The 20,426-nt window shown below is 52.0% G+C and carries 16 protein-coding genes; 8 read left to right on the forward strand and 8 right to left on the reverse strand.

Annotated elements, in window-relative coordinates:
* The 4 genes from KF749_14830 to KF749_14845 form a co-directional block, all read right to left on the reverse strand.
* Positions 1 to 203 (reverse strand): hypothetical protein (locus KF749_14830; protein MBX2992424.1); only part of this gene is annotated, 203 nt, incomplete at its 3' end.
* Positions 204 to 242: 39 nt separating this feature from the next.
* On the reverse strand, positions 243 to 662 hold the full coding sequence (locus tag KF749_14835) for a hypothetical protein (protein ID MBX2992425.1): 420 nt from the start codon (positions 660 to 662) through the stop codon (positions 243 to 245).
* Between the two features lie 58 nt (positions 663 to 720).
* The gene (locus tag KF749_14840; protein ID MBX2992426.1) at positions 721 to 2,508 is read right to left on the reverse strand and encodes a T9SS type A sorting domain-containing protein; all 1,788 of its coding nucleotides are present in this window, start codon (positions 2,506 to 2,508) and stop codon (positions 721 to 723) included.
* A gap of 18 nt (positions 2,509 to 2,526) precedes the next feature.
* Positions 2,527 to 3,117 carry a T9SS type A sorting domain-containing protein gene (locus KF749_14845; GenBank protein ID MBX2992427.1) on the reverse strand — a complete coding sequence of 197 codons (591 nt, stop codon included), beginning with the start codon at positions 3,115 to 3,117 and terminating at the stop codon, positions 2,527 to 2,529.
* Between the two features lie 667 nt (positions 3,118 to 3,784).
* Between KF749_14845 and KF749_14850 the strand changes: the two genes are divergently transcribed.
* Both KF749_14850 and KF749_14855 read left to right on the forward strand, forming a co-directional pair.
* Positions 3,785 to 4,570 carry a DUF1670 domain-containing protein gene (locus tag KF749_14850; GenBank protein MBX2992428.1) on the forward strand — a complete coding sequence of 262 codons (786 nt, stop codon included), beginning with the start codon at positions 3,785 to 3,787 and terminating at the stop codon, positions 4,568 to 4,570.
* The gene (locus tag KF749_14855; GenBank protein MBX2992429.1) at positions 4,567 to 5,388 is read left to right on the forward strand and encodes a DUF1670 domain-containing protein; all 822 of its coding nucleotides are present in this window, start codon (positions 4,567 to 4,569) and stop codon (positions 5,386 to 5,388) included. The genes KF749_14850 and KF749_14855 overlap by 4 nt, the downstream gene beginning before the upstream one ends.
* Before the next feature lie 35 nt (positions 5,389 to 5,423).
* Here the strand turns inward: KF749_14855 and KF749_14860 are convergent, their stop codons facing one another.
* From KF749_14860 to KF749_14875, 4 genes are all read right to left on the reverse strand, one after another.
* Positions 5,424 to 6,989: a T9SS type A sorting domain-containing protein gene (locus KF749_14860; protein MBX2992430.1), complete on the reverse strand. Its 1,566-nt coding sequence runs from the start codon at positions 6,987 to 6,989 to the stop codon at positions 5,424 to 5,426.
* A 9-nt stretch (positions 6,990 to 6,998) separates the two neighbouring features.
* Positions 6,999 to 8,609 carry a T9SS type A sorting domain-containing protein gene (locus KF749_14865; protein ID MBX2992431.1) on the reverse strand — a complete coding sequence of 537 codons (1,611 nt, stop codon included), beginning with the start codon at positions 8,607 to 8,609 and terminating at the stop codon, positions 6,999 to 7,001.
* 320 nt (positions 8,610 to 8,929) lie between these two features.
* Positions 8,930 to 10,492: a T9SS type A sorting domain-containing protein gene (locus KF749_14870; protein ID MBX2992432.1), complete on the reverse strand. Its 1,563-nt coding sequence runs from the start codon at positions 10,490 to 10,492 to the stop codon at positions 8,930 to 8,932.
* 19 nt (positions 10,493 to 10,511) lie between these two features.
* A complete protein-coding gene (locus KF749_14875; GenBank protein MBX2992433.1) occupies positions 10,512 to 11,951 on the reverse strand; it encodes a T9SS type A sorting domain-containing protein in 1,440 nt (479 codons plus the stop codon).
* A gap of 149 nt (positions 11,952 to 12,100) precedes the next feature.
* On the opposite strand from KF749_14875, the gene KF749_14880 reads away from it, so the two are divergent.
* The 6 genes from KF749_14880 to KF749_14905 all read left to right on the forward strand — a co-directional run bounded on the left by KF749_14880 (position 12,101) and on the right by KF749_14905 (position 20,407).
* Entirely contained in the window at positions 12,101 to 12,742 is a 642-nt protein-coding gene (locus tag KF749_14880) for a DUF2318 domain-containing protein (GenBank protein ID MBX2992434.1), read from the forward strand.
* Between the two features lie 538 nt (positions 12,743 to 13,280).
* Entirely contained in the window at positions 13,281 to 14,747 is a 1,467-nt protein-coding gene (locus tag KF749_14885) for a T9SS type A sorting domain-containing protein (protein ID MBX2992435.1), read from the forward strand.
* Positions 14,748 to 14,882: 135 nt separating this feature from the next.
* Positions 14,883 to 16,661: a VCBS repeat-containing protein gene (locus KF749_14890; protein ID MBX2992436.1), complete on the forward strand. Its 1,779-nt coding sequence runs from the start codon at positions 14,883 to 14,885 to the stop codon at positions 16,659 to 16,661.
* A 206-nt stretch (positions 16,662 to 16,867) separates the two neighbouring features.
* Positions 16,868 to 18,529, forward strand: a complete 1,662-nt coding sequence (locus KF749_14895) for a HAMP domain-containing protein (GenBank protein MBX2992437.1) — start codon at positions 16,868 to 16,870, stop codon at positions 18,527 to 18,529.
* A complete protein-coding gene (locus KF749_14900; protein ID MBX2992438.1) occupies positions 18,522 to 19,868 on the forward strand; it encodes a sigma-54-dependent Fis family transcriptional regulator in 1,347 nt (448 codons plus the stop codon). Before KF749_14895 ends, KF749_14900 begins: the two co-directional genes overlap by 8 nt.
* Entirely contained in the window at positions 19,865 to 20,407 is a 543-nt protein-coding gene (locus KF749_14905) for an archaemetzincin family Zn-dependent metalloprotease (protein ID MBX2992439.1), read from the forward strand. Before KF749_14900 ends, KF749_14905 begins: the two co-directional genes overlap by 4 nt.
* Positions 20,408 to 20,426: the final 19 nt, after the last annotated feature.

A 20,426-nucleotide genomic window follows, 5' to 3' on the forward strand; every position in this document is an offset into this window, starting at 1 on the left:
GGGTAATTCTGCAGCAGTACTGTGGTTTCAGGCAACCGGGTTTCCTGTCTCACCGAGGTTATCGTCCGTGAAAGTAGGACGGCGGTCCGCCAATAGTACCACCCCGATTGGTCCAGATCCAAGCATCGTGACCACACACGCCTTACGAGGCCGGAGTCACTTGAGAACCAGAGCGAATCATAGCTATTCGGAAATGCAAGCATTGTGCATCCGAATGATTGATGTATGGGCGACATCCTCGTTCAATCAGAGAAGCGGAAAACCGGGAAGACTTGGCTCTGAAACACGACGGGGAATGCCCAGATTCGGCTGTCCTCGTACCAAGGTGAAGCTTCGGATGTGAGATTGTGATATCCGGTTGTGGATTCGCGAAGTGAAAACGTGACTGTATCTACCGCGTTCGCCCTGTAATTTATTTGAATGACCGTCCAAACACGGGTCGTGTCGGATATCATCGTGGAGTCAATAACGACACACTCTGCAATAGCCGAATCAGTCGAACCTCCCGAAGATCCCCACGACCACCAATAGTAATTCTCATGGTATTGATAGAGGCATCGCAATCCTTTGGTTAAGGGGAATATATCCGTTGCGTCGGATTGTGCAGCAGTTTCGAGGATGCCAAAGAACAGGGAAAACAGAATCGAACATGCGCGTGTCATGGTTGCGCTCCTTTCAGGAATGACGATCATCCTTCGATTGTCCGGCGAAAGGGTCGGGCTACCGAAGCAGAAGAAGTTTCATGGTCTGGACAAAATTGTTAGTTGACAATTGATAGAAGTATACTCCGCCTGCCAATCCGTTGGCGTGAAACTGCACTGAGTGTTCCCCCGCTTCCTTCACATCATCCACCAACGTTGCCACTTCCCGCCCCAACACATCAAACACCTTCAAAGTCACAAGCGACCTCACCCCGCCCCTCTCCTGAGAGGAGAGGGAGTATCGTATCGTGGTTGTTGGATTGAAAGGGTTGGGATAGTTTTGATGCAGTTTGAATTCTACAGGATTTCGAACTGGCTCCGAGGCAGCGTTTACCCTGTAATTGATAATCTCCACGTAAGCCCTACTGTAAGCGGCCGAGCTTCCGCTGCGACGATCCGTCCAGCAGGGCCATGCTTTGCCGCCGGCAGCTGCGGTCTCGTAGTAATCGCCATTGTAACCGGTTCCTCCGGGTACAATGTGGGGGGCCCAAATTGTGCGCACGTCGCTGACTATCCGATTCTGCCACGTTGCGCCGCCGTCAGAAGAGTAGGCTGCACAGCGGTTCACCATGAAATTGAATCCTACCGAATCCTGGCTGTAATACGAGACCGTGATGTCACCCGTTGTCGGATCGACAGCAAGAGAGGGCATGAATTGCCACTTACCCGGACCAACGTCTGCCTCGTTAACACGGATGGAGCCGCTCCACGTTTCCCCTGCGTCTGTTGATCGACGAACGTAAATATCTGCCTGTCCTGTGGAGGGAGTATCAAGCTCTGCCGTAACGACGTAGATCCAACCGCGGCGCGGGCCGTTCGAGCGATCGACATCGTGATAGGGATAGCTCATAGTTCGTGAATTTATTTGCGGGATGAAACCGTTGCTTATTCTTACACCATTGATAGGGAAGGCAACAACCGGCGCGCTGAATGTTTCTCCGCCGTCAACCGATTTGGCCAAACCGATTCCCACTTCAACAACGCCGGTCAATGTCGTGTAGTGTGCCCACGTCAGATATACTTCGCCATTTGGCCCGATAGCGATGTGTGCGCCTTGGCCCCGATTGGAACCTATGGGAAGCGCCTGACGATTTCCCCAGTTCAGCCCCTGATTGGTCGAGCGATTGAAGAAGACTGGATATCCGGGAACGTTGAAGTCTGTCCACGCAGCATAGATATTATCCGGATACGTACCGGAATAATCTGCGGCAGCATGTACTTTGTCATCGGATGTGCTGAGGGCATTGTCGGCATTTGTCACGGGGCTCCACGTTGCGCCGAAGTCTGTTGTGCCGGTTATGGAAATGCCTGCAGGCGCGCCAAGTGTTGCATAGTAAGCACGCCCGCTTCTGTCAAAGAACGCAACCGGATCGCCATAGGAATTGGAGATTGAGGGAGGATTGCTTTCACTTTGCAGAGAAGAGGGCCACGTTCGACCGCCGTCGGTGCTGAAAGCCCACGTCTGATGAACAACGGGATTCGACCCGGGAATTCTCCCCATGGTTGAGACCATCAGTTGGTCGAAATTCGAGAAGTTCACGGCGATGGAGTTTTCGGTTTGCCAATAGAGCGAGGGATCAAAAACCTGAATGTCGGGATTGTTCGGCGGGGAGTTGGGCATAGACTGTGGGGTCAAGGGAACCTGCGCACCTTCTTGAAGCGGTAATGAAAAGGAACGTGGCAGCGGATCAACGCCGTGATTCCACCGCTGCATTTGGTTGGACATGGCCGAGTAGTCTTGCGCAGCCAACGGATGCCCGACAGCTACAACGAACGGAAGAACCCTCACGAAACAAGATACCCTCATAGAAATGGACTCCTCATGCTACTCAAGGTAGATCATCTTCTTCGTCGAAACGGAGTTTCCCGCTTTAAGGCGGTAGAAGTATATCCCGCTCGACAGATTGCTTGCATTGAATTGGATAGAATGTTCTCCCGCTTCCTTCACCTCATTTACCAACGTCGCCACCTCTCTTCCCAACACATCAAACACCTTCAACGAAACGAATTCGCGATTGGCCCCGCCTGTCGGACGGGCAGGAATTCGAAATTCGATATTCGTCGTCGGGTTGAACGGGTTCGGATAGTTTTGATGGAGGGCGTGTGCAATCGGCGTAGCCGCACTGCTCCTGACTTCGTTCCACACCAGCGTGTTCTTGCGTACGGGCGCAATGCGGAACCCCCTCGGTGCTTCGCTGCCGCCGCTCGGAAGAATGTACCCGACAATCGAATCTATGTGAGCCCCGATGGGTGGAAGGGAGAATGTTGAGCTGGAATCCCGATGACTCCGGCACGTGTACCAACGTGAGGCGTCGTAGTCGGACATCATGTTACCGAGTGAGTCAACGAACGCAAAAGTGCAACTCGCAAAGCTGACATAGGACGTAACGACAACGTTCGTGATGACAACGCGCATTCCCTCATACTTCTCTCCGTTTGCGAAACGTATCTGTCCTCCGGGAAATAATCCCTGGTAGAAATCAGACACACGTACCGCGAGTGGGGGTGGAAGGGAGCCGTGCCCAACGATCTGGAGAGGATATGTGAAAAGAGGCACAATCCACGTTGCCGACGCGCATTCAAACGGGGGAAATTCATCCACGATTCCTACGAAGCGAACTATATCTCCCGGTTGGATATTCAGCATCCCCCACTGGATGGCGAGGATTGTATCCGGCGAACCGTTGCCGAAATAGGGCCGCACGAAAACCCCGCCCCATTCAGCAAGACTTGCTGTGTCAGCGAGAAGAAAGTTGAAGCCGGAGGAAGTGTACGTCAACTCTCTGGGCGGTACGACACACATTCCGGTGACAACAACGGTGTCGAGGTAATAGGGTGAGGCCTGCAATGTCCAGCGGGTACATCCCAAAGAGTCAAGTAGGTGCAATGAGTCCGCCGGAACTTCCTGAATCTGGCGGATGGTAACTTCCGGATATTGTGCTGCCGCGCCGGATACAACAAGCAACGCCGCAAGATGGAAAGTAACTATGGATTTCATGGAAATTCTATCGTAGGTTTGTATCAGGTGATACCAAGGCAGGATTTGGGTATTTTTGTCTTAATCCAAATACTGGAGGTATCACATGTCTATCAGTCAGAGTTTGTCAGACCGTTTACAGTCCAAGACGGTACGGCAATCCATCATCACCAATATCGCGAAGGACTTCAACCTCACACGCATCCTCGCTGAAGCGTACTTCAATCAGATCAGCGACTATTTCCTTCGGCATGCAGAACTGACGCTTTCCACGGGTCAGCTGCAATATCTCGCTGTTGAGGAGAACGAACCCCCCGGCAAACCTATCGCTCTGTGTCGCAAAGTCCCGGTCCGCCTCACCTTGCACAATGCCGACGAAGACCTGGCCGTCTACAAGAAGTCTGGTCTCCGTGGACTCAGAGAACACAAGATTACCCGCGTGACCAACGAGGCGATCGATCAAGGCGGCGTGCTCTCGTATGAAGACATCGCTTTCGCACTCACCTGCAGTGTCGTCACCATCAAGCGCGATATGAGCCGCCTCCGCAAACGGGGTAGCATTCTTCCTTCCCGGGGGTGGCGCCAGCAGATGGGCCGGGGCCAATCCCACAAAACCCAAATCCTCGACCTCTACTTCCGGGGGTTTCAGTTCACCGAGATCGAACGGAAAACCCGCCACTCTGAAACAGCCATCAAGCGCTATCTCCAAGACTTTGCCCGCGTGGCCCTCTTACATCTGAAGCGCTTTTCCTTGGACGAGATCCGTATCTCCACCGGCTTCTCTCACCGCTTGATTGGCGAGTATCTCGCCCTCTACAAGCAGCACGCCCAGCGTCCGGCCCTCCAGCGTCTGCTCCACACCTCAAAAAAAAGAAGGAGCGTATCGCTATGATGGGTAAGAACTTACGCTTCATCCGCCGTGACCTGGAGGACTGCTCTTCCCAAGCCATCAATGAACGTCGCTACAGAAGGCTCAAAGGCAAAACTCTCAAACAGATCCTTCTGCATCGCTTCCTCAACCAGTACGGCTATGACAAAGGCGCCGTCACCGCCGGTGCCATCATCGATGACCTGCTGCTGTTGGTCGAACAGTATTACCGATACTCCGACCACTCCTTCCTCAAGCAAGGACAGATGGTCTGGCATGCCGTTCCCGTCGATGAACACTGTGAGAAGCACAAATCCATGGCCCAAACACGCTTGCAGCCCGTGGTGCTCGATGTCATCAGTGACTCCGACATCGATGACTGGAAATCGCCCCTGCACCACCGTGAACTCCGGCTCAAGAAAATCGAACGCTGGACCCAGCAAGCCTTTGATCAAGGTGCTCTGCTGTCCCAACTCGATCTGGCTGTCCTGTTAACCACCTCTGAAGCAACCACTGGCCAGTACGTCCGCGAGTATCACAACCTCTACGGCAGACCGTTGCCCACCCGTGGCAATGTCCAACAGATCGGCTCTGGTCAAACCCACAAACGCGAGATCATCACGCTCCATCTCAAAGGATATCTTGTTCCCCTCATATGCAAACGAACCAACCACTCAAAAGAATCTGTCGAACGCTACATCCATGACTATGAAGCCATCAAACTGCTTGCTTCCAAGTTCGATGATGTCGATCTTATCTCACGCATCGTCCGCTTGAAACCATCTGTCGTCAAACAGTATCTCGACTTGTTGCCCCTTGACCCAAACCCAACACATACGTAGTCCACAATCCTGCCCATACCTGGTATCATCTGATACTATCGAATCAGTATCATCTTCTTGGTCGAAACAAAACTCCCCGACCGTAGCTGATAGTAATAGACTCCGCTCGCCAGACCGCGAGCATTAAACTGAACTGAATATTCTCCCTGATTCTCCACATTATTTACAAGTGTCCCCACCTCTCTACCCAACACATCAAATACCTTCAACGAAACGAATTCGCGATTGGCAATTCGAAATTCGATATTCGTCGTTGGATTGAACGGGTTGGGGTAATTCTGGTACAGGGCAAATTGCATTGGCGATGATCGTTCGTTTCCGTCAACAAACGTTTGAGAATAGTTGATCCTCTCCAACCACGCTTGAGATGTCCCCGTACGAGTATCAGTCCACGCCGCCCATGCCTTGCCGCGAAGCGTGGCAACTTCGCTGTTGGTGCTGGGGAATGTCTGGCCGCCGGGCATGCCGATGGCTCCGTAAATTGTCCGCACATCGCTGATGACCCATCGCTCCCACGTATCTCCGCCATCTGTGGAACGGGCCGCGTATCGGTTTGTGAAGAAGTTCGACCCTACGGAATCCATGCTTGAGTAGGTGACAGTAATGTCACCTGTTGTCTGATCCACGCCAATGGCCGGAAGCCACTGTTGTTTTTCGGGGGAAAGAGGGAGGTTGCTTACTTGGATAGTATCGCTCCACGTCGTTCCTCCATCCGTTGATCGTCTTATATAAACGTTGGATTGACCGAGGCTGCGATCGGGATAGACGACATACAGCCAGCCTCGTCGGGGGCCGGTGGATCGGTCAACATCCAAGTGAGGAAAGCTATGAGCGCGGGCACCATTGAAAGCAGCCAAGCCTGCGTTCGAAGTCCGCAGTCCGGAAATCGGGAAGGCCACAGCCGGTGTGTTGAAGGTTGCTCCCGCATCCGTTGATCGCACAAAGCCGATTCCGACTTCAGCCGTGCCGGTCGTGTAGTGTGCCCATGCGACGTAAACTTCACCTGTCGGGCCGACGGCAACATAAGCACCTTGCCCTCGATTCGAGCCAATGGCAAGCGTAGTGCGAGCGCTCCATGTTGCGCCGTTATTAATGGAGCGTGTGAATACCACAGGGCTGCCGGAGACGTTGAAGTCAGTCCATGCTGCGTACACGTTATTCGGATTTGTGCCTGAGGGATCTGCGGATGCATGTGCCGCATCATTAAAGTTGCTGTTCAACGGGTCGGCGTTCGTGCGTGCGCTCCACGTTGCTCCGACATCCGTCGTGCTTACAACGTATATTCCTCCCGGATTGCCGAGCGCAATGTAGTATGCACGTCCGTTCACATCAAAGAAGCATGATGCCCCGCCAAACGAGTTCCCGATTGGTGGCGGAGCCGCTTCACCGCCGGACCAGTTCTCGCCGCCGTTCGTGCTGAATGCCCAAGTGCCGAGACTCAAGACGGCCATCAGATTGTTTTCGTTTGCCCAGCTCACGGCGATCCGGGGATTGAACTGGTGACTCGTTGACGGAAAAAGCTGGATATCAGGGTTGTTTGCCGGTTGTGCAAATGCAACCGAGTGAATTGTCAGAATCAGAATAGCAAGTCGTTGGTTCATACTCTTCACTTAACGAATGAGTAACATTTTCTTCGTGGCGATATAGTTTCCGGCTTGCAGCCTGTAGTAATATACACCGCTGGAAAAACCGGATGCATTGAACTGAACCGAGTGTTCCCCGGCATTCTTTACCTCATCCACCAACGCCGCCACCTCTCTGCCGAGCAGGTCATAGACTTTGAGTGTGACATGGCCCCCCGCTGAAAGCTGATAGCTGATTGCCGTACCTGGATTAAACGGGTTGGGGTAGTTCTGATGCAAAGCAAACTCAAGCGGCCGGCCCTGCTCTCCGGCGCTATTCCAAAACATGACGGCTTGCCGAAATACCTGCTTGCTGCGCGATAGTGGCGCCCCGTCCATTATGTGAGAGCCCGGCTCAGGATCTTCCTGCCACACCAAATTCGCTGCAGCCATTGCGGCGCCGGCGTGATTCCATCGTGACACACTCGGGTAGCGTTCGTCAAGCGATGTCGTGAAAGTGAGATTCATCGGGGGAACCCAGGTCATTCCGTTGTCAATCGAAAATGTCCAGAACACATCGCTGTAGTTGAATCCCGTCGCTGAGATGTTGGACTTGAATGCTTGAAATCCGACGACAGGATATTCTCCCGACATCCCAATAACCGGATATCCCATCGAGAGGTGTCTCGATTGCGGTCGATTGAGCGTGTCGACGAGTCCTGTAACTGCACCACGAGGGATCGCAATCTTCGGCCCCGTAGCGCGGCTCCAGAAGCCGATCACGGCGCCATCATGTGTTGGCGGGCGATTGGTTTGCTGCAGCGCCATTACGACGAGAGGTTGGTTGTTGTAATAGACGAAATCAATTGAGCCCCATAATGCAAATGTGTCCGGCCCGATCACAATCGGCAAGGGAACAAGCAGCGTGTCGTGCCACGTCAAACTGCCGACTGTTGATTCGTACAAGCGGAGTCCGCTGTTGGATGTGTACAGCAATCCGACCCGTCCGCTATCACTTCCTTCTATCACATACTTCCCGCTGCAATTGTACTCCGAAGGACCTTGCCAGGGACTGAACGAGGTGAAGTCGGAAGTAACAGAGACAACAAGCGTGCATGGAGTAGCGTTCGTGCTTGCTGCAACCGCGATTGAGCCGTCGGACAGTCCGGCAACATCGGGCCAGATAGGCTGAGGAAGCCCGGGGTCGCCAATTGTTGGCGGTTGATTCAACTCGGAGAATGCGCCTGATCCTTCGGGAGAATCGACGTAGATACTTGATGTCGTTCCAATGCCGGAACTGGTGTGGTTGACAATGACGGGAAGTCCGGCATTTGGTCCCTTCAACAAGTCAAGACTTGGAAATCCTGACTGGCGACTCGGGACGTTTACGTTGTTGAAGTTATTCCATTGCGTTCCGTTGTTTATCCCGAGCGCATACGCGGTTCTTCGGGAAGATGCTATGTTGGTTGAATCATACGCGGTCATATACACCACATGGATTTTCCCGTTGACGGGGTTCACGCGTACGAACTGGCACGTGCTGTTCGTTTGATAGTCGTAGAATCCCCACAACGTTGTGTACACGTTGGTTTGTGCGGCTGCATGAAAAACAACCAGCCCGGCAACACAACTCGCGGCAAAGATTAGTCGGAGCTTCATTGGAGTCTCCTTTCTCTAAAGATGAACTGAATAGACGGGGTGTATTTGAGCGATGGAGAGAGGGTGGGTAATGGGTGGTCAGAACTCGTCATGGTGACCTCCATAACGTGAGCGAACAGGATTGGGATTAGTGACCTGCTAAATGATAGCAAAGTTCATAGCCGATGTCAAGGCAGATCCGGGAAAACGATCAAATCCGTGAGGTTGGCCGGGTCTTCGCAGGCGTCCATCTATCCCCTCAAAACGGTGTGAGAGAGGGCATTTTGAGACTAATTCCAGATGGCGGTGGCGAAGGTTCCACCGCCCATTCTGATCAGCAGTTACTTGATGAGAAGAAGTTTCTTGGTTGCAGCATAGTTTCCGGAAGTGAGCCTGTAGTAATATACGCCGGAGGCGTATCCGCCTTTGGAGGACACGCCGCTTGAGAGACTGCTGCCCTGCCCGCCGAAGTTTCCAGAACGCAGGCGTGCATCGAATTGGACGGTATGCGTTCCGGCATTCTTCACCTCATCAACCAATGTGGCCACTTCACGCCCCAAGACATCGAACACTCTCAGAGAAACAAATTCGCGATTGGCAATTCGGAATTCGATATTCGTTGTTGGATTGAACGGGTTGGGGTAGTTCTGGCGTAGTTCAAAACCGTTCCCGACGTTAGGCACATACCCTGCCGATGTCACTCCTGCGCCAAGACGGAGCAACCAAACGTCATGAACACCGGCACCTCTCGAAAGTGTGTGTCCTGTTATGATATACCCGCCATCAGAAGTCCGGTCAAGAGAATGCGCGACATCCGAGGCGGTTCCACCGTAGGTAGCGCTCCATTTCAAAATGCCCGCGGAATCTGTTCTGACAAGCCACACATCATCGCCCCCCGAACCGAACGAAAGCGTGTATCCGGCAATAAGGTATCCTCCGTCGGAGGTTTGCTGCACGGCATGGCCGTAGTCTCTGCCCGTTCCGCCGAATGTTTTTGTCCACTGTTCGTTTCCTGCGCTATCCGTTTTCACGAGCAGCATGTCATCGAGTCCGGCTCCCGAGGAAGAGGTGTAGCCGGTCAGGATGTACCCACCATCCGATGTTTGACGGGCGCTCATGGCTCTGTCCACGTCTGTTCCGCCGAAGGCCTTGCTCCAGGTTGCGTAACCCAGTCCGTTGGTTTTCACAAGCCACGCGTTTCCTACGGCACCCGGACCGTAGGAGAAAGTCCATCCTGAAAGGATGAAACCGCTGTCGGAAGTGGCGGATACAGACCGGGCTCCGTCGGAACCGAGACCTCCGAGGCTCCGGCTCCATGTTTCATCGCCTGAAGCATTCGTCTTGATCAGCCAGGCATCTCTGCCGCCCGTGGCGAATGAAGATGTAGCTCCGGCAACAAGAAATCCTCCGTCCGCTGTCTGAAGAACGCCGTAGGCTTCGTCATCCAGAGTTCCCCCAAATGTACGGGTCCATTCCGCCGTTCCTGCACTATCCGTCTTGATCAGAAAAACGTCACTTCCTCCCATCCCGAAGGACTTTGTGTAACCCGCTATGATATATCCCCCGTCGGTGGTTTGCTGCACAGCGTACGCCTCATCGTCATTGTTTCCCCCGTAGGTTTGGTTCCATTGCTCGGAGCCCGATGGAGTGACTTTGATGAGCCACACGTTTCGGCCGTTTGCAGTTCCAAACGAGCGTGTGTATCCGGCAATAATGTAGCCGCCGTCCAGCGTTTGCCGGACCGCATGACCGATGTCGATGTTGGTTCCGCCGAATGTTCGTGTCCAGAGCGTATCAGGAGTTTGGGCGTTGAGAACCGGGAAATCCGCCAAAAGAACCGACAAGGAAATGCCTGCCGATAAAACCTTTCCTGAGATGAAGCGCAGGAAAATGCTTGATGTCATGTGTAACACTTCGTAGCCCCTATTTTTGCAGAACAAGTTTCTTTGTGATAGAATGAGCCCCCGCCGTTAACCGATAGAAGTACATGCCGCTTGCCAAACCGTTCGGTGAGAAATGAACAGAATGCTCGCCGGGTCCCTTCACTTCATCTACCAATGTTGCCACTTCGTTTCCGAGAACATCGTACACCTTCAGTGTCGCCCGGCTGATTGCTGAAAGCCGGTAGCTGATTACCGTACCCGGATTGAAAGGGTTCGGGTAGTTCTGAAAGAGTGCTAAACCACTCGGGAGCGGATCAGTTTCCGACACCGCGACCGGAGCGGCCGGAAAGAACATCTCCAGCGCATTATCAATGTGAGCCCGCCAATTTCCCCAACTATGTCCTTCATGATATTCGTTGTATTGGTAGAGGTAACCTCTCGATTGCAGGATCGGAATGAAGTTGCGTACAAGCGGAATGAGTTGCGGTATGTCATACGTGCCGAGATCGAGGTAGAGTTTCAAATCCAATCTTGGATTGTTCTGAAATCCCGAGGAGATGGATGAGATGATGTTGCTCGATTGTGCCGCAACGTTGCCGAATACGTTGGAGTGATTCAGCCCGAGCCACAACGCTATGTTTCCTCCGTTCGATGCCCCGAGTGTTGCTCTGCTTTCCGGCAGGCGTCGCGTTCTGTAGCGCGCATCAATGTATGGCATCAACTCGTTTACGATGAAGGACGAGAATGCGGCCATCTGATTGCCCGCGTACTCGGGAGTACGGTTTACCGGCGGCACAAAAACGCCGATGATCGGCTTGATCCGATTGTGATTAATGAGATAGTCGAGAACGTTGTTTGCCTGAGCGAGCGTCACGTATTCAAGCCCGTCATGAAACATCATTACGCAGAAGCTGTCGGAAGATGTGTCATATCCGGGCGGCGTGTAAATGCGGATTGTTCGCGAGTTGTTAAGATTGGTGGAGAAGAATGTTGTATCGCGCAACATTCCGTGCGGGATGCTGGAATAGTAAACGATTTCCGGCGCCGGAACATAATGCGGCATGCGCAACTCGGAGTTTGGTCCGAACCCGCCCGATACCGTAAACGGATTTCTGGGATCGAGAATCCACGTGCCACCGTTAAGGACGAACTTGTAATCAAGTCGTGCATCGGGTTCATACGTTTCCGACCGGTACCACAGGTCTGTTGTGGATAGTCTCGTCATCGGCAAAGCGGAAATTGTCCAGTTGTTGGCATCACCCGGCACCGTGACGGAACTCGCCGATCCGCGATACACAAAATGCACGGTTGTTGTGCCTTCGATCAGGGGGAAATTTCCTACTGCATTCATGAAGCTGTCAACAAGTGCCGTGCGTTGACCTTCAGGGGCTGAAGTGACTCGAGTGATAAAGTCCTGAAACGTCTGGGCAAATGATGATACGGACAAAAATATCAGGCTTAGTAGAATGGTAAATCTCATTGTTCCCTGCGTTCCTTTCTTGAAAACAATTCAGGCATGTCACAATCTACCAAAATCCCATCAGGCAGACAAGATTGCTTTGACGTTGCTCCTCCGTTCCTCCATTTGTATATTGCAGATAGTCTCAATCACTATTTCTGAGTGTACCAATGCAGTGTAAATCGTGTGGCAACGAGTTATCCGGCTCGCCAAAGTTCTGTCCTGTTTGTGGGACGAGCATTCAATCTGATGAAGCAACCTCCGGAAGCAACAGAGCGACAGATAAAGTATCCGTCCGCAAGGTCGGCTTGTTTGTCGTTCTGCCTGTAGTCGTGGCCGGTATTCTGATTTTTGCGTGGTATCTTGCCCCGTCTGTTCATACCGTCATCAACAATCAACCTGTTGTCACAAATCCTGTTACGTACGATTCAAATCCCGTGCAAATGTCCACAGTGCCATTTGAGGTTGAGGGAGGAGACCTTGTATTCTCACTTCCTCAACTCATTCAACACCGGCTGATACGGTTTGAGTACACGGGCGGGCAGACTCCACGCACCGTTATGGCATACGTCGCCCCGACCGGTCAACTGGTAACAGCAATCAGCATGAGTGAACATTGCGGCTCGACCGAGTTTACGATCAAAGACAACAAGATCTTCTGTGCACGATGCGCGTCGAACTGGGACATGATGACGATGGAAGCATATGCATGTTGCGCGAAGTACTTTCCCGATCCGATACCGAGCAGGGTTGTTGGAGAAAAAGTACTTGTCTCAAAGACGATTGTTGAGAGATGGACTGGAAGATTGTAACTGCCGTTGCATGTGAACGAGCGCGATGTTGCCTTCCCCCCGAACATTTGCAATAAGAAGCCGGAATAGCTGAACCGCGATCTTCGGACCTCTCACCCCTGCTGTGCCATTCCTTTCTCCATGCTGCCTGATCAAGAGTCTATACGACTCTAAGGCAGTCACAATGATCTCTCAAGCTATCGTAACATCTTGCTCACAAGGGGCGAAGCGTGTTTGTGATATGAAGCAAACATTTCGTGTTGTGACTACGTCAGGCAATGACGCCAAGCGAAATTCACGATTCTACGGCAAATGGAATGGACCAACTTCGCAGTCGCAGATGTGAGTCGCAAAAATGTGTGTGTGACCGTGATTGAAGTCATTCTTGCAACTTCTTCAATTTACCATATTGATTTGGAGATGCTTCACATTTATCTTCTGATGAGAGCATTCAGTCCATCATCAACCACAAAAAGCAAGGGGGTAAATAATGAAGAGTAACCGATTGGTCACAGGTGGGAACCTCTTGGTTATGCTTTGTTTTCTGTTTGTGCCGAGGGTGAGTTCTCAGACTTGGGCTCCGCAGGTAACCGGCGTTTCCTCGAATTTTTCGGCCGTGAATTTTTTGGATAACCAAGTTGGTTTTCTCAGTGGTTCTTCCGGCGTCATCTACAAGACAATTGATGCGGGCGCGAATTGGATGCTGCTATCGTCGGGAACCGGAGCAGATCTTGCTGATGGATTTTTCCTGAGTGCAACAACAGGTTGGGTAGTGGGCCAGAACGGACTCATCATGAAGACCGTCGACGGGGGAAACACATGGAATACGCAACCGAGCGGCACAACGGCCGCGTTGAAGCTCGTGTTTTTCAAAGACAGCCAACATGGCTGGGCTGGCGGTGAAAACGGAACGATTGCGAGAACAACAAATGGCGGCACAACTTGGCACTTGCAGCCATCGCCAACCAATGCAACGATCACAAGCGGGTTCTTCCCGACTCTCATGGAGAATTACCTCACTTGTGATAACGGTGTCATGCTACGTTCATTGGATGGCGGCGTTAGCTGGCAACCGCAATTCATGAACTACCCCTACAATTTAAGATCAGTGTTCTTCCTGTCTTCGGCCATGGGATGGGCAGTGGGCGCGAATGGTCTTCTGAAGAAAACTCATGATGGCGGCCATGTGTGGTACATCCACGATGTTGGAACAACACAGCAACTGAACGCTGTGTTCTTCGTCAATGCTGATACAGGCTGGATTGCCGGAGACGGAGGGCTCATCAAGATGTCGACAAACGGCGGGCAATCGTGGTTCTCACAGGCTTCGGGCACGACAAATAATCTCCGTTCGTTGTACTTCTGCGACAGTCATCATGGTTATGCGGCCGGCGATAACAACACGATTCTCGAATACTCTCTTATTCACGCTGTTCCTGTACAGCTTGCGAATTTCACTGCCGCCGTTGTAGCGAACAATACTGTCAGACTGAACTGGACGACAATCAGTGAAATCAACAACTACGGCTTTGAAGTTGAGCGCGCACCCGAAGTGCCGCAGGGCTTCGTAACGTTGCCGGGAAGTTTCATTCCGGGCCACGGAACCACGAACGAGCCGCGCCATTATACCTACACGGACAATACCGCTCCCAACGGTCGCCTGTACTACAGGCTGAAGCAAATGGATCTTGATGGCACAGTCCATTATTCCGATCCTGTTTCGGTGGATGTACTGACGAGTGTGGGCGAACCTTCTCATCCGGTCGCGTATGTTCTGAAGCAGAACTATCCCAACCCGTTCAACCCTTCAACAACTATTGAGTTTGAGATCCCGGCCTCGGGCCTTGTTACGTTGAATGTGTATGATGTTCTGGGTCGTGAGGTGTCATCGCTGGTCGGTGAGTACATGAGTGCTGGCAGATATGCGAAAAGCTTCTCTGCAGGCGGATTGGCAAGCGGCGTCTATTGGTACAAACTGTCAGCCGGCAATTTCTCAGAAACAAAGAAACTTATCCTCTCGAAGTAAACCAAACCAAAGAAAGGGATTCGCCAGAAGGCGGGCAACAAGAGCCCGCCTTTTTATTTGATTCACAGCGGTTTTTTATCTACACTCTTGCAGAGTGTGTGACAAGAAGTTCTTTGACTTTCAAAGGTGAGAGGTATGATCCTTCGATGCGATGTTGCCATCAAAATCCTTTCCTCGATACTTATTGCGTACGTTGCCGAGGCCGCTCCCGGCGTTCTGACCGTCTCACCTTCGTCACAATCACTCACAGCATCGCGCAATATTCCCATCACCGTTTCGTTTAATGTTCCGCTCGACCCGGCAAGTGTAAACGCCTCGACGGTAAGCGTGTTTGGAAGGTGGACAGGAGTTGTCACAGGCTTGCTTTCCCTCGAAGAAAACAACACACGCATTCGCTTCACGCCGTCTATGCTTTTTGCTGCCGGCGATATGATTTTGGTAACCGTTTCCAAGGGAATCAGAGATCAATCAGGTGCCAACATGGTCAACGGCTATTCCTGGCTGTTCTGGATCCAGACTTCGCCCGGCAATATCCACCTCACCGAAATCGGAAGGGTGAACATCCGTCGCCCGGGCGAAGGCCGTATTCAAGCGTACGGTGCGCATGGTTGTGATTTGAACAAGGACGGGTTTTCGGATTTCTTCGTCCCCAACGAAATCACCAATGATTGCCGCGTGTTTCTCAACAACGGGCAGGGCGGCTACTCTTCGTTTACCGTTCATCCAATACCCAACGGTTCAAGGCCGAGCACGAATGATTGTGCCGATTTCAACATGGATGGAAACCCTGATGTGGCAGTCGGGAATTCGACCGGCGACAGCGTTACAGTTTTCCTTGGTGATGGGCTTGGTGGATTTCTATCTGTAAGCAACTATCGCGCCGCAGGTGGAATACGCGGACTCTCTGTCGGCGATTTGAACGGAAACGGGTATGCTGATATTGTGACGGCAAATCGCTCAGGAAACAATATTGCTGTTCTGCTCAATAACGGCGACGGAACGTTTGCCCCGAGGACGTTATTCGAAGCAAACGGCAGCGCCGAGACTGCTTGCGCCCTGGCTGATGCAAATGGCGATGGAATTCTTGACCTCTTCGTTGGTGCGTATGCGAGCAGCGAGATTATTCTTCTGCTCGGCAACGGCAACGGCGGCTTCACGTTTTCGAGCAAAGTTCCGGCAGGCGGCAATGGACCGTGGATGATAGCTGTTGGTGATATGAATGGAGACGGCAAGGTGGATGTTGTTTCTGCCAACTCGTCTTCCAACAACTGTTCGATCGTTTTTGGTGATGGATTGGGAGGGCTTTCAGCTGCAGTTGCCTACCCTACGGGGGGATTTCCAATTGCCATTGATGTAGGAGATATTGATGGCGACGGTGATCTGGATTTGGTGACAAGCAACTACTCGGGGCGGAACTGGTCTGTCTTTGAGAACACAGGAAACGGTATTCTTGCAAGCAGAGGAACTCTGCCCGCTGTAATTGCGGGCTCATGCGCAACGCTGCACGACAGAGACAACGACGGTGATCTGGATATGACAGGAATTGATGAAGAGGCCGATCTCATCTTCCTTTTTGAGAATTCTCCGGCCGTTCCGGTTCATGAATCTCCTCTCTTGCCGCCCGCCTTTGCGCTGTTACCCAATTATCCCAATCCATTCAATCCGGAAACAGAGATAACCTTTGAGATGTCCGCGGCTGCATTGGTAAACGTCACCGTGCACGATCTTCGGGGGAGTCAGGTTAGAAATCTTCTCAATGAATCCCGACCCGCAGGCAGATATTCATTGCGTTGGGATGGCAGAAGCGACTCGGGCATTGAGATTGCGGGCGGCATTTATCTGTGTGCAATGACAGCACAATCAATGGATCTTCCTGCTTTCAAGGCTGCCACAAAATTAGTGTTGGTCAGGTGACTTGCCGAAAAGGTGACCGCCTTTGTCATATTTGTTCCTCCATGTGGTAATCATTTCTCAATATTGGGAAGTTGTGTCCGGTAGCTGATGCCGAGTATTCAACTTTCCTGCCTAATTCCCCGCTTTTCCGCAGTTTAGAGCTTCGCAAGTTGGCACATTACATGAACTGAACAGGGAGGAGTATTCCATCAACGCCGGAGTAGTACATGCAAATCACTCACACGATAGCGTTCCGGCTCTTTCTCATAATCGTCTCGGCTCAGACAATCGTCCTGGGCGTGTTGACGTACGCCGCGGTCAGCATTCAACATTCACAACTGATGGAGCATGTTGAGCTCAGCGCGCAACGGGTCAGCGATATCATAGCACGCTCAACGCGCCACAGCATGTTGCTGAACAGAAAAGAAGATGTTCAACATATCGTTTCGGCTGTGGGCGGGGAGCCGGGTATCGAGGGAATACGGATCTACAACAAAGCAGGCGAAGTGATTTTTGCCACGACGCTTCCGGATATTCATACCGTGGTTGACTTGAATGCGGAGGCATGTGTCAGTTGCCATCCGAACCAGCAGTTGCAGACTCCGCATCCGCCACAAGAAAAACTCTCACGCCTCTTCACAAACCCGAACGGACAGCGGGTACTCGGATTCATCACACCGATCAGCAACGAGAGACAATGCTCGGATGCGGATTGTCATGCTCATCCTGCAAACAAAACCATTCTCGGTGTGTTGGATGTGAAGATGTCGCTGACGCAGGTGGATCAAAGGCTTGAGGCAAATAAGAAAAATTTTCTCTTGTTGAGTCTTGGCGCCGCGTTGATTGTAGCCCTCGCCTCCGGAGGCTTCATCTGGCTCGTCATCAAGAGACCCGTCCAGAAGCTCGTTACCGGTATGCAGATGGTATCATCCGGCAACCTCGAACATCGCCTTGCTCCGCGTTCGCAAGATGAATTCGGGTTGCTGGCAACGACCTTCAACAAGATGTCGGAAGACCTTGAACGGGCGAGCGACGAGCTGACGTCGTGGTCGAACACGCTCGAATTAAAGGTGAAGGAGAAGACTGCCGACCTTGAGAAAGCCCACCGGCAACTGATGCGAGTCGAGAAGCTTGCGTCGCTGGGTAATCTCTCGTCGAGTGTGGCGCACGAACTGAACAATCCCCTTGAAGGCATTCTGACGTTCTCGAAGCTTCTCATCAAGAGAATCAGGAAATCGGCTCTTTCCGAAGATGAAAAGAAAAACTACTGCGATGAGTTGCAGCTCATGGCCGACGAAGCACAACGATGCGGCAATATCGTCAAGAACTTGCTGGTATTTGCCCGGCAGTCGAGCGTGTCGATACAAACGGCTCATCTGTCACACGTTATCGAGCGATGTGTTCTGCTCATGTCGCATCATGCGAAGATGCGGGGGGTTTCGTTGAGCAAGGATGAGATGAGGGGCGATGACACCGTTGAATGCGACGCAAATCAACTTCAGCAGGCAGTGCTTGCCCTGATTGGCAACGCGGTTGAAGCAATCACAAGCGCTCACCCTGATGAGAATTCGGAAGGCAAAGTGGAAATCAGCCTCGACGGCCGGCATCCCGATCAGGTTCTCATACGGGTGCGTGACAACGGAATCGGGATGAGTGACGAAGTCAAGGCACATATTTTTGAACCGTTCTTCACAACAAAATCGGAAGGCAAGGGCGTGGGGCTGGGGCTCTCGATTCTGTACGGGATCATCCAGCGTCACCACGGGAATGTGGAAGTGGAATCGGAAACCGGAAAAGGAACCATCTTTACCCTGATTCTGCCGCGGAAGCAACCGACCAAAAATCGGGAAGAACGAACAACACCAATCGAAGGAGTTGGTCATGGATAAACGTGATACCGGAATTCTTGTTGTAGATGATGAACTTATCGTACGCGAGTCACTGACGAAGTGGTTTCGTGAAGACGGATTCCGTTCGGAAGCGGCCGAAAATGCCGCCGCCGCTCTGCGCAAGCTGCAGAATAGCAATTGGGACATTGCTCTGGTTGACATCAAGATGCCCGGCATGGACGGCATTGAATTGTTGCAACGTGTCAAAGAGTTGAAGCCTGACCTGTTTGTCATTATTATCACGGCTTTTGCCAGTGTGGATACGGCTGTGAAAGCACTGAAATTGGGTGCGCATGACTACATTACCAAACCAATTGACCCGGACTACCTCGACCACCTTATCTCGAAAGCGCTGAACGAGAGAAATCTGCTCCGCGAGAACTTGAAATTGAAGGATGTCGTCAGCGAGCTTTCCGAGCAGGATGAAATTATCGGCGAATCGCCCGAAATGCAACATGTGATGGAGTTGGTGAAAACAGTTGCACCGACCGACACAACAGTGATGATACGAGGTGAAAGCGGAACCGGAAAAGAACTTGTGGCACGGGCAATCCACAATCACAGCACGAGAAAATTCTTCCCGATTGTCACAGTAAATTGCGGTGCATTGACCGAAACACTGCTGGAAAGTGAACTGTTCGGACATGAAAAGGGCGCCTTCACCGGTGCCCAGTACAGGCGCAAAGGCAAAGTCGAACTTGCAGACGGGGGGACTCTGTTCCTCGATGAGATCGGAAACATCAGTCCGAAAACACAAATGGATTTGTTGCGCGTTATCGAAACGAAACAATTCATGAGAGTGGGGGGAAGTGAGATCATCCGCTCGGATTTTCGCATTATCTGCGCGACCAACCGCGACCTTGAAGTAGCCGTGAAAGATGGAAGCTTCCGGGAAGATTTGTACTACCGACTGAACGTTTTTACGATTCCCCTGCCGCCGTTGCGAGCACGGAAGGGAGATGTTGCCAAACTTGCGCACTACTTCCTTGAGAAATACTCAAAGGCAATGGGCAAGCCGAAGCACGGATTCACTACCGAGGCCATGCACACACTGAAAGCATACGATTGGCCCGGCAATGTTCGCGAATTGGAAAACGCCGTCGAGCGAGCGGTTGTAATCAGTGCGTGTCCGACCATCGAAAAGCATGATCTTCCCGTGCAGACCCGTTCAACGCAACAGGCGAACGGCAAACGCCTTGAGGATATTGAGAAGAAGCATATCGAGGAAATTCTCCACGAAACCGGCTGGAATATCAGCCGCAGCGCTGCGATCCTCGATATCGACAGGGTCACCCTCTACCACAAAATCGAGAAATTCGGCCTGAAGCGGAATCAATGAGAGCAATCCATCTGCTTCCCGTCGGCGATGTGAAGCACGAGTTGATGGTTGATCTGAAGAACCGGTTGCAGATTACCTTTCATGCCGATGCGCTGATCCTCGCTTCCGGTTTCGACGCGCGGCAGTTCTATGACGAACAACGCGGGCAATACAACTCTACCTCAATAATCCGGCATGTGAAGGAAACAACAGGCGGGCATGGCGGAAAACGTTCCAAGGCGTATCTCGCTGTCACCTCCCATGATTTGTTCATACCGATTTTGACGTATGTTTTCGGAGAGGCGGAATTGGCGGGCGGAGTTGCAGTCGCTTCCTTCTATCGTCTGCAAAATGAACTCTACGGACTGCAACCCGACAAGCAACTGCTGATCGACCGTTTGTGCAAAGAGGCAATCCATGAACTCGGGCACGCGTTCGGACTCGTGCACTGCCAAACACAGGAGTGTGTTATGCATACTTCAACGTATGTTGAGGATATTGATTTGAAGAGTGATACATTCTGCCGGGCGTGTTCTACTCTTCTCAAAAACTATCGCTGAATAAAAATCAGGCTATTCT

The organism is Bacteroidota bacterium (assembly GCA_019637975.1).
In the GTDB taxonomy this organism is placed as follows: Bacteria; Bacteroidota; Ignavibacteria; order UBA10030; family UBA6906; genus CAADGV01.

What these genes read in the sequence shown, in the direction of transcription:
- KF749_14835 (MBX2992425.1), bottom strand. Translation starts at nt 662, where the DNA reads ATGACACGCGCATGTTCGATTCTGTTTTCCCTGTTCTTTGGCATCCTC.
- KF749_14840 (MBX2992426.1), bottom strand. Translation starts at nt 2,508, where the DNA reads ATGAGGGTATCTTGTTTCGTGAGGGTTCTTCCGTTCGTTGTAGCTGTC.
- KF749_14845 (MBX2992427.1), bottom strand. Translation starts at nt 3,117, where the DNA reads ATGCGCGTTGTCATCACGAACGTTGTCGTTACGTCCTATGTCAGCTTT.
- KF749_14850 (MBX2992428.1), top strand. Translation starts at nt 3,785, where the DNA reads ATGTCTATCAGTCAGAGTTTGTCAGACCGTTTACAGTCCAAGACGGTA.
- KF749_14855 (MBX2992429.1), top strand. Translation starts at nt 4,567, where the DNA reads ATGATGGGTAAGAACTTACGCTTCATCCGCCGTGACCTGGAGGACTGC.
- KF749_14860 (MBX2992430.1), bottom strand. Translation starts at nt 6,989, where the DNA reads ATGAACCAACGACTTGCTATTCTGATTCTGACAATTCACTCGGTTGCA.
- KF749_14865 (MBX2992431.1), bottom strand. Translation starts at nt 8,609, where the DNA reads ATGAAGCTCCGACTAATCTTTGCCGCGAGTTGTGTTGCCGGGCTGGTT.
- KF749_14870 (MBX2992432.1), bottom strand. Translation starts at nt 10,492, where the DNA reads ATGACATCAAGCATTTTCCTGCGCTTCATCTCAGGAAAGGTTTTATCG.
- KF749_14875 (MBX2992433.1), bottom strand. Translation starts at nt 11,951, where the DNA reads ATGAGATTTACCATTCTACTAAGCCTGATATTTTTGTCCGTATCATCA.
- KF749_14880 (MBX2992434.1), top strand. Translation starts at nt 12,101, where the DNA reads ATGCAGTGTAAATCGTGTGGCAACGAGTTATCCGGCTCGCCAAAGTTC.
- KF749_14890 (MBX2992436.1), top strand. Translation starts at nt 14,883, where the DNA reads ATGATCCTTCGATGCGATGTTGCCATCAAAATCCTTTCCTCGATACTT.
- KF749_14895 (MBX2992437.1), top strand. Translation starts at nt 16,868, where the DNA reads ATGCAAATCACTCACACGATAGCGTTCCGGCTCTTTCTCATAATCGTC.
- KF749_14900 (MBX2992438.1), top strand. Translation starts at nt 18,522, where the DNA reads ATGGATAAACGTGATACCGGAATTCTTGTTGTAGATGATGAACTTATC.
- KF749_14905 (MBX2992439.1), top strand. Translation starts at nt 19,865, where the DNA reads ATGAGAGCAATCCATCTGCTTCCCGTCGGCGATGTGAAGCACGAGTTG.